Source organism: Citrobacter sp. Cm038, from assembly GCF_030333105.1.
GTDB classification, from domain to species: domain Bacteria; phylum Pseudomonadota; class Gammaproteobacteria; order Enterobacterales; family Enterobacteriaceae; genus Citrobacter; species Citrobacter murliniae.
Genome location: NZ_JAOWGO010000025.1, coordinates 433,107 through 446,372, shown reverse-complemented (window position 1 = coordinate 446,372; position 13,266 = coordinate 433,107). Strand labels below are relative to the sequence as shown.

Below are 13,266 nucleotides of genomic sequence, written 5' to 3'. Positions count from 1 at the left end.
GTCGCCCCGGCTTTTTTACACACATTGCCTTTTAATCAATAGCGTAATCCTGCTACCAAAACGGGTAACGTTTATTTACGCAACTGATTATCTTTTAGCCTGAGCATCAAAATAACTGCATAACATGCCAAAAAAATATGAATAAGGTGCCGATTTATTGTTCGGATAACACTTAAAACATAAAATTTATGCGTCTCCCTCTTTAAATTTCCAGTGAATACCCATATTTATTGATATACTGAAGTTGCTTCAGAAAAAACGCATTGAACCTCGAAAACCGTTGTCTAGTAACACGAATTAGGGGGCATGATGGAAAAGAATAATGAAGTCATTCAGACTCATCCGCTTGTAGGATGGGACATCAGCACCGTTGATAGCTATGATGCGCTGATGCTGCGTTTGCACTACCAGACCCCGAATCGTCCGGACCCGAATGGGACTGAAGTTGGTCAAACGCTCTGGTTAACCACTGATGTTGCCAGGCAATTTATTTCGATATTAGAAGCAGGAATCGCCAAAATTGAATCAGGCGATTACCAGGTGAATGAGTATCAGCGTCATTAAATCTGATGCACCCAACCATCAAAAGGCACCTTAACGGTGCCTTTCTTATTTCCTGGTTGAATAATGCTGGTCAGTTATTTACCCTGCAACTATCGCGATTGCAGAGAGAAGCGGATGAAATACGACTTAATCATTATTGGCAGCGGTTCCGTGGGTGCCGCAGCTGGATACTATGCCACTCGCGCCGGTCTGAATGTTCTGATGATCGATGCACATATGCCACCACATCAACAGGGCAGCCACCACGGCGACACACGATTAATTCGTCATGCGTATGGCGAAGGCGAAAAATACGTTCCGCTGGTACTGCGTGCGCAGACATTGTGGGATGAACTCTCCACGCAAAATGAAGAACCCGTGTTTGTCCGTTCAGGTGTTATCAACCTCGGCCCGGCAGATTCAACCTTCTTATCTAACGTGGCGCAAAGCGCAAAACAGTGGCAGCTAAACGTTGAGCAACTGGACGCAGCCGCGATTATGGCGCGCTGGCCCGAAATCCGTGTACCTGAAAACTATATTGGCTTGTTTGAAGCAGAGTCAGGTTTTTTACGCAGTGAGCTAGCCATTAAAACCTGGATCCGTCTGGCTGAGGAAGCAGGCTGTGCACAGCTATTTAAATGTCCTGTCACCGCAATTCATCATCATGATGATGGCGTCACGGTTGAAACAGCGGACGGAGACTACCATGCTAAAAAAGCGCTGATTAGCACCGGAACCTGGGTTCAGGCACTGGTGCCTGAACTGCCAATACAACCGGTGCGCAAAGTGTTTGCATGGTACCAGGCAGACGGGCGCTACAGCATTAAAAACAAATTCCCGGCATTTACCGGTGAGTTGCCGAATGGCGATCAGTATTACGGTTTCCCGGCTGAAAATGACGAGCTGAAGATTGGTAAACATAACGGCGGGCAGATCATCCATTCCGCCGAAGAGCGTAAACCGTTTGCCGCAGTTGCCAGCGATGGTTCCGAAGCTTTCCCATTCCTGCGTACTATTCTGCCCGGTGTTGGATGTTGCCTGCATGGTGCGTCCTGCACTTACGATAACTCTCCGGACGAAGACTTTATTATCGATACGCTGCCAGAGCATGACAATACGCTAATCATTACCGGGTTGAGCGGTCATGGCTTCAAATTTGCCTCCGTGTTGGGGGAGATCGCTGCGGATTTCGCCCAGGACAAACCGTCAGCCTTTGACCTGTCCCCGTTCAAACTTACCCGTTTTAAACAATAATCACTAAAGGGCCTCTCTGTGAGGCCATTTCTATTTAAGGAATACTTTTGATGCGTCGCATCTTTCATTACCTGGTTAATAATATTCGCGAGCATTTTATGCTCTACATTATTTTATGGTCACTGCTGGCCATTATGGACGTTATATATATTATGTTTTTCTGACCAGAGAATACTGACAGTAATTGACAAAAATTTATAATTTCTTAATTTTCATTGCAATAAACTGAATAACAAACAAACCAACAAACACCCTTAAATTAAGCCATAGTCTGCCCACTCACACTAATCCGCTGATGTTTACCTTGTAAATAAATCAAATTTATTGAATTAAAAATAAATATCATCACCATTGTTATTTATTAGTTGCATTAATGTCTTTTTCACGCCATTTTCATTCACTCCTGTAATATCTATCGGTGTGTTTATGCAATTCAATAATAGTCCACAGCGCTATGGCGTCGTATCTGCGACATTACACTGGGTGATTGCTATTGCCGTGTATGGCATGTTTGGTTTGGGTTTATGGATGGTAACACTCAGCTATTACGATGGCTGGTACCACCAGGCCCCGGAACTGCATAAAAGCATCGGTGTACTGCTCATGATGGGGTTGGTCATCCGCATTGCCTGGCGGATTTTCTCCCCTCCGCCCCCGGCGCTGAAAAGCTATTCCCGTTTAACTCGCCTCGCTGCGGCACTGGGTCACCTCGCGTTATATATCCTGCTGTTTTCTATTGTGATCAGCGGTTATCTGATTTCTACCGCTGACGGTAAATCTATCAGTGTTTTTGGCTGGTTTGAAATTCCCGCCACGCTCGCTAACGCGGGAGCACAGGCCGATCTTGCCGGTAGTCTGCATCTTTGGCTGGCCTGGAGCGTAGTGGTTTTATCCCTTCTGCATGGCCTGATGGCCCTGAAGCATCACTTTATCGATAACGACGATACCCTTAATCGCATGTTGGGAAGATCGTCATCTGACTCTGGAGCATAAAATGAAGAAAAGCCTGCTGGGGCTCGCCCTCATCTCTCTGTTATTCACCACCGGTTCTGCTATCGCGGCAGATTACAAAATCGACAAAGAGGGACAACATGCCTTTGTTAATTTCCGTATTCAGCATCTGGGATACAGCTGGCTGTACGGCACGTTTAAAGACTTCGATGGCTCGTTTACCTTCGACGAGAAAAATCCTGCCGCCGATAAAGTAAATGTCACCATTAACACCAACAGCGTTGACACCAATCACGCTGAACGTGATAAACACCTGCGAAGCGCAGATTTCCTCAATGTCGCTAAATTTCCACAGGCGACCTTCACCTCTACCAGCGTGAAGAAAGAGGGTAACGAGCTTGATATCACCGGGAATCTGACCCTTAACGGCGTGACCAAACCGGTAACGCTGGATGCAAAGCTGACAGGGCAAGGTGGCGATCCGTGGGGTGGTACGCGCGCAGGCTTTGAAGCACAAGGAAAAATTAAGCTGAAAGATTTCAACATCACCACCGATCTCGGCCCTGCTTCGCAGGAAGTCGATTTAATCATTTCGGTGGAAGGCGTACAGCAGAAGTAATTGTTCGCGCGTCTTATCCGGCCTGCAAAGTGAGTTTTGCAGGCCGGATAAGACTTTATGTCCCATGCGGCACAATGTTATGACGCTGGATCCGGAATACCCAGTTTCGTATTCAGGCGACCACGAGATTTATTGAAGATTTTATTGCCATTTTCGCGACCAGCACGACGGCGGCGTTGTTCTTCTTCTGGCAATTCACTTTCTTCACAGCACAGTTCGCTGCAGCAGCCTTTATACTTGCCTGCACATGCCGGGCACTGAATAAACAGCAAATGGCAGCCATCATTTTTACAATTAGTATGGCTGTCGCATGCCACACCACATTGATGACAATGCGCGATCACATCTTCAGAGATTCGCTCTCCCATACGTTCATCAAATACAAAATTTTTGCCGATAAAACGCACGGGTAGCCCCTGCTCACGCGCTTTACGCGCATATTCAATAATGCCCCCCTCAATGTGCCATACTTTGCTGAATCCGTTGTGTTTCATCCAGGCACTGGCCTTCTCACAACGAATTCCACCTGTGCAGTACATCACTATTTTTTTATCTTTATGTTCCTGCATCATTTCGACGGCTTTCGGCAGTTGATCGCGGAAAGTGTCTGCAGGAATTTCCAGCGCATTATCGAAGTGGCCAACCTCGTATTCATAGTGGTTGCGCATATCAATAAATACCGCGTCTGGATCGTCGAGCATGGCGTTCACTTCTGCAGCTTTCAGGTAATCACCAACATTGCTGGCGTCAAAGCCAGGATCATCGATACCATCAGCCACAATTCGATCACGGACCTTCATGCGCAGTACCCAGAATGATTTTCCGTCATCATCCAGTGCAATATTCAGACGAAGTCCGGCAAATGCAGGATCAAAAGCGTAAAGTTGATCGCGGAATCTCTCAACATTACTTTGCGGCACGCTGATTTGTGCGTTAATCCCTTCATGCGCAAGATAAACCCGTCCGAAGACATTTAACGCGGTGAACATCTGGTACAGCGCATCACGCGTGTGCTGAGGCTCGACGATGTTGAAGTATTTATAGAACGAGATTGTCGTTCGCGGCTCAGACTCTGCCAGCATCCTGGCTTTGAGCGCGTCATTCGAAATGCGGTTGTGTAACACTGGCATGGTGTACGTATCCTGCAGGAAGTAAAAATTGAAAATCGGCCGGCATCATAAAGCAAACATCGCCAATTTACATCCACACATTTTACGCTACATTTCATACTTCACGATAAAAACACAACAACAAATGATGATTTAATGACCGTTCCTGCGTCACAAATTTTTGATACGCGCGAAAAAATGCGACAATACAGGGAATTGGTCGTTTAAAGACAGGATAGACATGACGAATTTACCCAAGTTCTCGACTGCATTATTGCATCCACGTTATTGGTTAACCTGGGCAGGTATTGGCATCCTTTGGTTGATCGTGCAGTTACCCTATCCGCTCCTCTATAAGTTAGGCTGTGCATTAGGTCACCTGGCATTACGTGTAATGAAGCGTCGGGCAAAGATTGTTTCCCGGAATCTCGAGCTGTGCTTCCCGCAGATGAGTGAACAGGAACGCCAGCAGATGGTGGTAAAAAACTTCGAATCTGTAGGTATGGGCGTGATAGAAACCGGAATGGCCTGGTTTTGGTCCGATCGCCGAATTTCACGCTGGACTGAAGTTATCGGAATGGAACATATCCGTGACGTTCAGGCGCAGAAGCGAGGGATCCTGCTTGTCGGGCTGCACTTTCTGACGCTTGAGCTGGGTGCTCGTCAGTTTGGCTTACAGGAACCCGGGATCGGCGTTTATCGCCCCAATGACAACCCGCTTCTCGACTGGCTACAAACCTGGGGGCGTATGCGCTCCAATAAATCAATGCTCGATCGCAAAGACCTGAAAGGGATGATCAAAGCGCTGAAAAAAGGTGAAGTGGTCTGGTATGCGCCGGATCATGACTACGGTCCGCGATCCAGCGTATTTGTTCCTCTGTTTGCCGTTGAACAAGCCGCAACGACCTCCGGGACCTGGATGCTTTCACGTCTGTCCAATGCATGTCTGGTACCGTTTGTTCCCCGCCGTAAACCCGACGGCAAAGGGTACCAACTGATTATGCTGCCTCCGGAATGTTCCCCACCTCTGGACGACGCAGAGACCACTGCTGCCTGGATGAATACAATTGTTGAGAAGTGCATCATGATGGCACCGGAGCAATATATGTGGCTACACCGTCGCTTTAAAACACGTCCTGAAGGTGCCCCTTCCCTTTACTGAAACGCCTTGCAGCCCGCCGGGCTGCAACACCTCAGATAACCTCTTTAGGTTTAACTGCTATCCGCATTGCAGCGCCTATAAACCAGGCGCATAATTAGCCTGCTTACTTAATATTCAAACAATAGCGCAAACAGCGCGCCACACTGCGGATCGCTATGTCACCCTCTGATGTCCCCATAAACTGGAAACGCAATCTCACTGTTGCCTGGCTGGGTTGTTTCCTGACCGGCGCGGCATTTAGCCTGGTCATGCCCTTCTTACCGCTCTATGTCGAAAATCTGGGCGTGACGGGTCATAGCGCCTTAAATATGTGGTCAGGCCTGGTCTTTAGCATCACTTTTCTCTTTTCTGCTATCGCCTCACCTTTCTGGGGGGGGCTTGCTGACAGAAAGGGCAGAAAAATAATGCTATTGCGTTCAGCGCTGGGCATGGCGATCGTGATGCTGTTAATGGGGCTGGCGCAAAATATCTGGCAGTTCCTTGTCCTGCGCGCCCTGCTCGGACTTCTGGGGGGATTCATTCCCAACGCCAATGCCCTGATCGCCACGCAGGTTCCGCGCAATAAAAGCGGTTGGGCGCTGGGTACACTTTCCACCGGGGGCGTCAGTGGCGCCCTGCTTGGCCCATTGGCGGGCGGGTTACTCGCCGACCATTTTGGGCTGCGTCCAGTTTTCTTCATTACCGCCAGCGTACTGCTGCTTTGTTTTATTCTGACGTTATTTTTTATCCGTGAGAATTTCCGGCCGGTGAGTAAGAAAGAAATGCTGCATATGCGGGAGGTCGTCGCTTCATTAAAGAATCCTAAGCTGGTATTGAGCCTGTTTGTCACGACGTTGATCATTCAGGTAGCGACTGGCTCTATTGCACCTATTCTGACGTTGTATGTACGCGAACTTGCCGGTAACGTCAGCAACATCGCCTTTATCAGCGGGATGATTGCCTCAGTTCCTGGGGTGGCGGCCCTGCTTAGTGCACCCAGGCTCGGCAAGTTAGGCGACAGAATTGGCCCGGAGAAAATCCTGATTGTCGCATTGGTTATTTCAGTGCTGCTACTGATCCCAATGTCATTAGTACAGACGCCGTGGCAGCTTGGCGTTCTGCGCTTTTTACTCGGCGCTGCCGACGGTGCTCTGCTACCTGCCGTACAAACCCTGCTGGTCTATAACTCAACTAACCAGATAGCCGGGCGAATATTCAGCTATAACCAGTCATTTCGGGATATTGGCAACGTGACAGGGCCACTGATGGGGGCCGCCATATCGGCAAACTATGGTTTCCGTGCCGTTTTCTGTGTGACTGCGGGCATCGTATTATTCAACGCTATCTATTCGTGGAACAGTCTGCGCCGCCGCCGAGATGCTCAGGTCCCAGGATGATTTTTACGCATTAATACTTGCTATATCAGAGAATCAACTATTATTTCCCTGAATACCTCATTAAATCAAAGGGAGACTCTGATGACTATGTATGCCACGCTGGAAGAAGCCATTGATGCAGCCCGTGAAGAGTTTCTGGCTGATAACCCCGATCTTGAACCTGACGAAGCCAGTGTTCAGCAACTGAACGTACAAAAATACGTACTACAGGATGGCGACATCATGTGGCAGGCCGAATTTTTCGCTGACGAAGATGACGAAGGTGGCGAATGTCTGCCAATGCTGAGCGGCGAAGCGGCGCAAAGCGTTTTTGATGGCGATTATGATGAGATTGAAATTCGCCAGGAATGGCAGGAAGAAAACACCCTCCACGAATGGGATGAGGGGGAATTCCAGCTTGAACCGCCCCTTGATACAGAAGAAGGTCAGACAGCAGCAGATGAATGGGATGAGCGATAATTACTCATAAGGCCCATGGTGGATATCGAGTGGCAGCAGCAGCGTATCAAACACCAGCGAAAATGGCAGGTCGAGGATGGTGACGTAACGCCATGCCGAGTCCCGGACATCCCACTGGACGCCAGGATAGTATTGATTGCCGTGCCCCTGCCCCGGGATCGTCCGGCTAATAATGCTGCCACATCCACTCAGGAGTAAGACCATTATTCCAACAACCAGTATTCGCACCTGATACCTCATGACCTTTTGTATTCAGTATAAAAAAATACCGGCCCAGGGCCGGTATTTTCACGTCAGAACGTTTATTTTTTCCTGAGCGCCAGCGGGTTCAGGGTGATCCCCTGGTAATAATTGACCCACGAAGAATACCTGTCCGGTGAGTTCCAGACACGATAATGCAAACGTGCCATGGTCACCGGATCGCTCAACAGCACAAGGCGGCGATCGCGATTCAGTTTCTCCGGCGTTTCGTTCAGCGCTTGCTCCACGTGACGGTCTCGTGCAATTTCAAGCACATTACTGGCACGATGGCGTGCGGTGGCCATCGCCGTTGCCAGCGCGTTAAATGACGGGTTAAACACTGCATGCATAAAGCCGTCATCCAGCGAACGATTACGATTCATCACCAGATAATTGTCAGTATCCACCAGCACTTTAGGCGGAGAATACTCTTCCGGGATCAGGAAAAGCTTCCAGCGTTTAGTTCGTAACCCCACCGTTGAACGGCTGGATATCACGGAAACAAACGGCGACAGGATCAGCGAAAAGACAATCGGTGCCAGCCAGAACAGGAAGCGCAGATCCAGCCACGCCATACCCACAGCCCATACCAGACCCAGCAACAATTGAGATCCGTGACGCATAAACGCTTCGCCCCACGGGGTGGAGTCGTCATCGCGCTGCGGTGAGTTCCAGACCACTTCCCAGCCAAGAAATGCGCTCACTACGAAGACCGTGTGGAACAGCATACGCACCGGCGCCAGCAGCACGGAGAACAGAACCTCCAGCAGCAATGACAGTGTTACACGGATAAATCCGCCGTACTCTTTCGTCCCTTTACACCAGATGAGTAAAATACTCAGCAGCTTCGGCAGGAATAACAGCACCATCGTTGAGGCAAACAGCGCGATCGCCAGCTCCGGACGCCACTGCGGCCAGACCGGGAATAGTTGGCGCGGTTGCAGGAAGTATTGTGGTTCCGTCAGCGCATGAACCACCTGCAGTGCAGTTGAGAGCGCGAGGAACATAAACCACAGCGGAGCCGACAGATAGGACATGACGCCGGTCAGGAATACCGCACGGTGAACCGGGTGCATCCCTTTAACCAGGAACAAACGGAAGTTCATCAGGTTACCGTGACACCAGCGTCGGTCACGCTTGAGTTCATCCAGCAGGTTCGGTGGCAGCTCTTCATAAGAACCCGGCAGATCGTAAGCAATCCACACGCCCCACCCTGCACGACGCATCAATGCAGCTTCCACGAAGTCATGGGAGAGGATCGATCCTGCAAACGAGCCTTCACCCGGTAACGGTGCAAGCGCACAGTGCTCGATAAACGGCTTCACGCGAATAATCGCGTTGTGACCCCAGTAGTGCGACTCACCCAACTGCCAGAAGTGAAGTCCGGCGGTAAACAGCGGGCCATACACGCGAGTAGCAAACTGTTGGCAGCGCGCATACAGCGTGTCCATCCCGGATGCTTTTGGTGAAGACTGGATAATCCCGGCGTTTGGATTCGCCTCCATCAGACGCACCAGGCCGGTCAGGCAGTCGCCACTCATCACCGAGTCCGCATCCAGCACCACCATGTAGCTGTACTGATTCCCCCAACGACGACAGAAATCATCAATGTTACCGCTTTTACGCTTCACACGACGCCGACGACGGCGATAGAAAATCTGCCCTTCACCCTGCACTTCAGCAATCAACTCCATCCACGCTTTTTGTTCCGCTACGCAGATATCAGGGTTATAGCTGTCACTCAGAATGTAGACATCGAAATGCTCGGCATTGCCCGTGGCTTTAACCGACTCCCACGTGGCACGCAGACCCGCAAATACACGGTCAACGTCCTCGTTACAGATAGGCATAATCAGCGCAGTACGATGCTCAGGATTAAGAGGTTCATCCCCTACCGTTGAGGCTGAAATACTGTACTTATCACGCCCAATCAATAGTTGCAGGAAGCCCATCAAAGCAGTCCAGAACCCCGCAGATACCCAGCAGAAAAGGACGGCAAACAGAATAAGTATCCCGCTCTGGAGCACATAGGGCAGCAACTGCATAAAGGAAACCCACAGATTCTGCCCCATCATGTCTGCAGGATTAATGAACGCCCAGCCCTGATACGGAAGAATTGTCTTCATATACCAGGTCGCAACGACCGTTTGCGCCAATGTTAAGATCAGCAGAATGTAACGACGGATCGTCCCAACGGTACGCCATTTCTGTTCATTCTCTTGTTCTTCTTTCGTCAGACGTGAAAGATAACGCGGTGTCACATCCCGTCCACGCAGACGATCCCAAAAACGGCCTACCGGGTTAGTACGCCAGGGGTCGGGAAACATCGAAGTGCGTGTTGCCTTTGGCATGGCCTGCAACTGGTCACGCCCTTCATCGTCCTTAATCAACTGCTCTTTGGCCAGAGAGTCCGGCCAGGCTTGCTCAAGGCGAGCTTTAACAGACCCCTGCGGTGAATCATCTTCGCGCGCGTAAGTACGGTGCTCGGCATCCAGCGCCTGATGAACGGCGCGGATGTCAGTTTTCGGCAGTGCTGCTTTCTCGGTATCCGAAAGCGGCATTGCGTCAATATACTCAGTTGTCTTATTCATTGGCAGGTAACTGGTAGCTCCAGGTTTCACTCAACGTCTGATCGGCATTGGCCAACGCAGCACGCATTTCAGTGGGTTTTTTCGCATCTTTCACTTTCACGCGCAGCATCAAACGCCAACCCTTAGTGACCGGGTTATAACGCACTGTGCTTTCAACGATCTCACCGTTGTCACCAATGCTGGTTTGCGCGGTGACAGGGGTGTCCTGCGGCAGTTTTTTCATATCTGCACCGGCGAAATCCACCACAAATGCAATGGTGCCGTCAGGCTGGCGAATAAGATTTGACTGTTTGACATCACCTGTTGAGCGGCGAGTCTGCTGTACCCAGGCACTTTCCGGGGCATGAAGCTTATCTTCATCGCGAGTGAACGTCAGGGTGTACTTGAAGTTCATCTCTTTGCCTGCTTCAGGCAGTTGATCCGGCGTCCAGTAGGCAACGATGTTATCGTTCGTTTCATCGTTGGTTGGAATTTCAACTAACTCAATTTTACCCTTACCCCAGTCGCCTTTTGGCGTGATCCAGGCGCTCGGACGCAAGTCGTAGCGGTCGTCGATATCTTCAAAACGGGAGAACTGACGACCACGCTGCAGCAGGCCGAATCCTTGCGGATTTTCCATCGCAAAGCTACTCACTGCGAGGTGTTTCGGGTTATTCAGCGGACGCCAAATCCACTCGCCATTGCCAGCATGGATAGACAAACCGTTAGAGTCATGCAGTTCCGGACGATAGTTAGTCGTCGGAGACGGCTGGTTCGGCCCGAACAGGAACATACTGGTTAGCGGTGCTACGCCCAGCTTGCCCACTTTATCGCGCAGGTAAACTTTGGACTGAACATCCACAACCGTGTCACGCCCAGGAATAATCACAAAGCGATACGCTCCGGTCGCACGCGGAGAGTCCAGCAAGGCATAAATGGTTAAACGTTTATCAGTTGGTTTTGGACGTTCGATCCAAAACTCACGAAAGCGGGGAAACTCTTCGCCCGAAGGCAGAGCGGTATCAATAGCGAGACCTCGCGCAGACAGGCCATAAACCTGACCTGCACCCAGGACGCGGAAATAGCTGGCACCGAGCATGCTGACGATTTCATCGTTTTTATCTTTGCTGTTGATCGGATACAGCACTTTGAACCCGGCGAAACCGAGATCTTTTACCGTGTCTTTATCATGCTGGACATCGCCAAAATTAAAATAATCCGGGCTGTATTTGATTTTTTTTACCGCTGTGGCGGTAACTTCATTGATTCTGACCGGCGTGTCGAAATACATACCCTGGTGGTAGAATTCGAGCTTAAATGGGGTCTTAAGGTTACTCCAGTAGGCTTTATCGCGATTAAACTGGATCTGCTGATAATCCGCATATTTCATATCGCGGAAAACGGAGGGCAAGTTACTTTTTGGCGCCTCATAGCCTTTATCGGCTAAGGATTGAGCTTGTTTAGCAACATCATCAATGCTGAATGCCCAGCTCGATGATGTATACAGCGTTAACATGACTGCTGCACCCAACCAACGCATTTTCATCATTTGTAGTTTATGTTTCATAATTAGTAAGCACTTCCCCCTTTGTGTGCTTATATTGATCCGATCCATTTTAATGGATAATCGGGTAATCCGACAACTGAATCCCTGTATTGTTCGCGCGCTGGCTCATGGTTTAATCAGGTTCGTATGCCTGTTTTCACTTTGCGTGCTTATCCTGGAGACAGGTTGTAAGACTTCGTGTAGGGTTGGCCTCGAATGTAACCATTATTCGCCTTAGGGATAAGACGAAAAGTCTGAGAATACGTAACTGTCTATGAGCTCTGTATCTCCACCGCGTGAATACTTTCTTGACTCCATCCGCGCCTGGCTGATGTTGTTGGGTATCCCCTTTCATATCTCATTGATCTACTCCACACATACCTGGCATGTGAACAGTGCAGAGCCATCGTGGTGGCTGACCCTTTTTAACGACTTCATCCATGCGTTTCGCATGCAGGTTTTCTTCGTTATTTCGGGTTATTTTTCATACATGCTTTTTTTGCGTTACCCATTAAAACGCTGGTGGAAAGTACGTGTTGAACGTGTGGGGATCCCTATGTTAACCGCGATTCCGTTGCTTACGCTGCCGCAATTTATCATGCTGCAATTTGTGAAGGGAAAAGCAGACAGCTGGCATACTCTCAGCGGGTACGATAAATACAACGCGCTTGCGTGGGAGCTTATTTCACATCTGTGGTTTTTACTGGTCCTTGTCGTTTTAACGACCGTAAGCATGTGGGTATTCAGCCAAATGAAAAAACGGCTGACAAGCGCAGATGACTCGAGCTCAGCACCTGCTTCAATGACTAAGCTAACACTAGTTTTTTTGTTGCTTGGCGTGGGATATGCCGTTATCAGACGGACAATTTTTATCCTCTATCCTTCTATTCTCAGTGACGGCATGTTTAATTTCATCATCATGCAAACGCTGTTTTATGTGCCTTTCTTTATGCTTGGCGCCCTGGCGTTTATCAATCCCAGGTTAAAAGCGCTGTTTACTACGCCATCGCGTGGCTGCACGTTAGCCGCAGGATCCGCGTTCGTCGCCTATCTGCTTAATCAGCGTTACGGAAACGGCGATGCCTGGATGTACGAAACCGAATATGTGATAACCATGGTCATGGGCCTGTGGATGGTTAACGTTGTCTTTTCACTCGGCTACCGCTTGTTGAATTTCCAGTCAGCCCGCGTCACCTATTTCGTAAACGCGTCGTTGTTTATCTACCTGGTACACCATCCGTTAACGCTGTTTTTCGGCGCCTATATCACGCCGCATATCTCATCGAATATTCTGGGCTTTTTGTGTGGGCTGCTATTTGTGGTCGGAATTGCGCTGATACTGTACGAAATCCATTTACGTATTCCGGTTCTGAAATTTCTCTTCTCGGGTAAACCGCCTGTTAAGCAGGATAAAAGCAAAGCCGTTGCCGGTTAGCT

The 13,266-nt window shown here is 49.4% G+C and carries 13 protein-coding genes; 9 read left to right on the top strand and 4 right to left on the bottom strand.

Annotation, left to right across the window (positions count from 1 at the left end):
• Positions 1-309: 309 nt before the first annotated feature.
• The 5 genes from bssS (at position 310) to OGY01_RS21535 (ending at position 3,367) form a co-directional block, all read left to right on the top strand.
• Complete coding sequence (gene bssS, locus OGY01_RS21555) at positions 310-564, top strand: biofilm formation regulator BssS (protein ID WP_286493802.1); 255 nt, start codon at positions 310-312, stop codon at positions 562-564.
• Positions 565-678: 114 nt separating this feature from the next.
• Positions 679-1,797, top strand: a complete 1,119-nt coding sequence (gene solA / locus OGY01_RS21550; RefSeq protein ID WP_045441622.1) for an N-methyl-L-tryptophan oxidase — start codon at positions 679-681, stop codon at positions 1,795-1,797.
• Positions 1,798-1,847: 50 nt separating this feature from the next.
• Positions 1,848-1,961, top strand: coding sequence for a YceO family protein (locus OGY01_RS21545; RefSeq protein WP_003846814.1), 114 nt, complete (start codon positions 1,848-1,850; stop codon positions 1,959-1,961).
• A gap of 262 nt (positions 1,962-2,223) precedes the next feature.
• Complete coding sequence (locus OGY01_RS21540) at positions 2,224-2,790, top strand: cytochrome b (RefSeq protein WP_286493674.1); 567 nt, start codon at positions 2,224-2,226, stop codon at positions 2,788-2,790.
• Position 2,791: 1 nt separating this feature from the next.
• Positions 2,792-3,367, top strand: a complete 576-nt coding sequence (locus OGY01_RS21535) for a YceI family protein (RefSeq protein WP_286493672.1) — start codon at positions 2,792-2,794, stop codon at positions 3,365-3,367.
• Between the two features lie 77 nt (positions 3,368-3,444).
• Here the strand turns inward: OGY01_RS21535 and trhO are convergent, their stop codons facing one another.
• On the bottom strand, positions 3,445-4,497 hold the full coding sequence (trhO, locus tag OGY01_RS21530) for an oxygen-dependent tRNA uridine(34) hydroxylase TrhO (RefSeq protein WP_045441604.1): 1,053 nt from the start codon (positions 4,495-4,497) through the stop codon (positions 3,445-3,447).
• A gap of 220 nt (positions 4,498-4,717) precedes the next feature.
• On the opposite strand from trhO, the gene OGY01_RS21525 reads away from it, so the two are divergent.
• The 3 genes from OGY01_RS21525 (at position 4,718) to OGY01_RS21515 (ending at position 7,473) form a co-directional block, all read left to right on the top strand.
• Positions 4,718-5,638 (top strand): Kdo(2)-lipid IV(A) acyltransferase, encoded by a 921-nt coding sequence (locus OGY01_RS21525; protein ID WP_045441601.1) that lies wholly within the window; start codon positions 4,718-4,720, stop codon positions 5,636-5,638.
• Between the two features lie 155 nt (positions 5,639-5,793).
• Positions 5,794-7,014 carry a multidrug efflux MFS transporter MdtG gene (gene mdtG / locus OGY01_RS21520; protein ID WP_045441598.1) on the top strand — a complete coding sequence of 407 codons (1,221 nt, stop codon included), beginning with the start codon at positions 5,794-5,796 and terminating at the stop codon, positions 7,012-7,014.
• Between the two features lie 81 nt (positions 7,015-7,095).
• Positions 7,096-7,473 (top strand): MysB family protein, encoded by a 378-nt coding sequence (locus OGY01_RS21515; RefSeq protein WP_048221668.1) that lies wholly within the window; start codon positions 7,096-7,098, stop codon positions 7,471-7,473.
• Here OGY01_RS21515 and OGY01_RS21510 read toward each other — a convergent pair whose 3' ends face one another.
• From OGY01_RS21510 to mdoG, 3 genes are all read right to left on the bottom strand, one after another.
• Positions 7,474-7,701 carry a YceK/YidQ family lipoprotein gene (locus OGY01_RS21510; RefSeq protein WP_045449561.1) on the bottom strand — a complete coding sequence of 76 codons (228 nt, stop codon included), beginning with the start codon at positions 7,699-7,701 and terminating at the stop codon, positions 7,474-7,476.
• 74 nt (positions 7,702-7,775) lie between these two features.
• Positions 7,776-10,304: a glucans biosynthesis glucosyltransferase MdoH gene (mdoH, locus tag OGY01_RS21505; RefSeq protein WP_045441593.1), complete on the bottom strand. Its 2,529-nt coding sequence runs from the start codon at positions 10,302-10,304 to the stop codon at positions 7,776-7,778.
• On the bottom strand, positions 10,297-11,832 hold the full coding sequence (gene mdoG, locus OGY01_RS21500; protein WP_136345533.1) for a glucans biosynthesis protein MdoG: 1,536 nt from the start codon (positions 11,830-11,832) through the stop codon (positions 10,297-10,299). The genes mdoH and mdoG overlap by 8 nt, the downstream gene beginning before the upstream one ends.
• Positions 11,833-12,103: 271 nt before the next feature.
• Here mdoG and mdoC point away from each other — a divergent pair, with 271 nt between their 5' ends.
• Positions 12,104-13,264, top strand: a complete 1,161-nt coding sequence (gene mdoC, locus OGY01_RS21495; protein WP_200011903.1) for a glucans biosynthesis protein MdoC — start codon at positions 12,104-12,106, stop codon at positions 13,262-13,264.
• Positions 13,265-13,266 lie beyond the last annotated feature (2 nt).

Excerpts from the sequence above, each read along its gene's own strand:
- OGY01_RS21545 (WP_003846814.1), top strand. The coding sequence starts at position 1,848 with ATGCGTCGCATCTTTCATTACCTGGTTAATAATATTCGCGAGCATTTT.
- trhO (WP_045441604.1), bottom strand. The coding sequence starts at position 4,497 with ATGCCAGTGTTACACAACCGCATTTCGAATGACGCGCTCAAAGCCAGG.
- OGY01_RS21515 (WP_048221668.1), top strand. The coding sequence starts at position 7,096 with ATGACTATGTATGCCACGCTGGAAGAAGCCATTGATGCAGCCCGTGAA.
- mdoH (WP_045441593.1), bottom strand. The coding sequence starts at position 10,304 with ATGAATAAGACAACTGAGTATATTGACGCAATGCCGCTTTCGGATACC.
- OGY01_RS21540 (WP_286493674.1), top strand. The coding sequence starts at position 2,224 with ATGCAATTCAATAATAGTCCACAGCGCTATGGCGTCGTATCTGCGACA.
- mdoG (WP_136345533.1), bottom strand. The coding sequence starts at position 11,832 with ATGATGAAAATGCGTTGGTTGGGTGCAGCAGTCATGTTAACGCTGTAT.
- mdoC (WP_200011903.1), top strand. The coding sequence starts at position 12,104 with ATGAGCTCTGTATCTCCACCGCGTGAATACTTTCTTGACTCCATCCGC.
- OGY01_RS21535 (WP_286493672.1), top strand. The coding sequence starts at position 2,792 with ATGAAGAAAAGCCTGCTGGGGCTCGCCCTCATCTCTCTGTTATTCACC.
- bssS (WP_286493802.1), top strand. The coding sequence starts at position 310 with ATGGAAAAGAATAATGAAGTCATTCAGACTCATCCGCTTGTAGGATGG.
- OGY01_RS21525 (WP_045441601.1), top strand. The coding sequence starts at position 4,718 with ATGACGAATTTACCCAAGTTCTCGACTGCATTATTGCATCCACGTTAT.
- solA (WP_045441622.1), top strand. The coding sequence starts at position 679 with ATGAAATACGACTTAATCATTATTGGCAGCGGTTCCGTGGGTGCCGCA.
- mdtG (WP_045441598.1), top strand. The coding sequence starts at position 5,794 with ATGTCACCCTCTGATGTCCCCATAAACTGGAAACGCAATCTCACTGTT.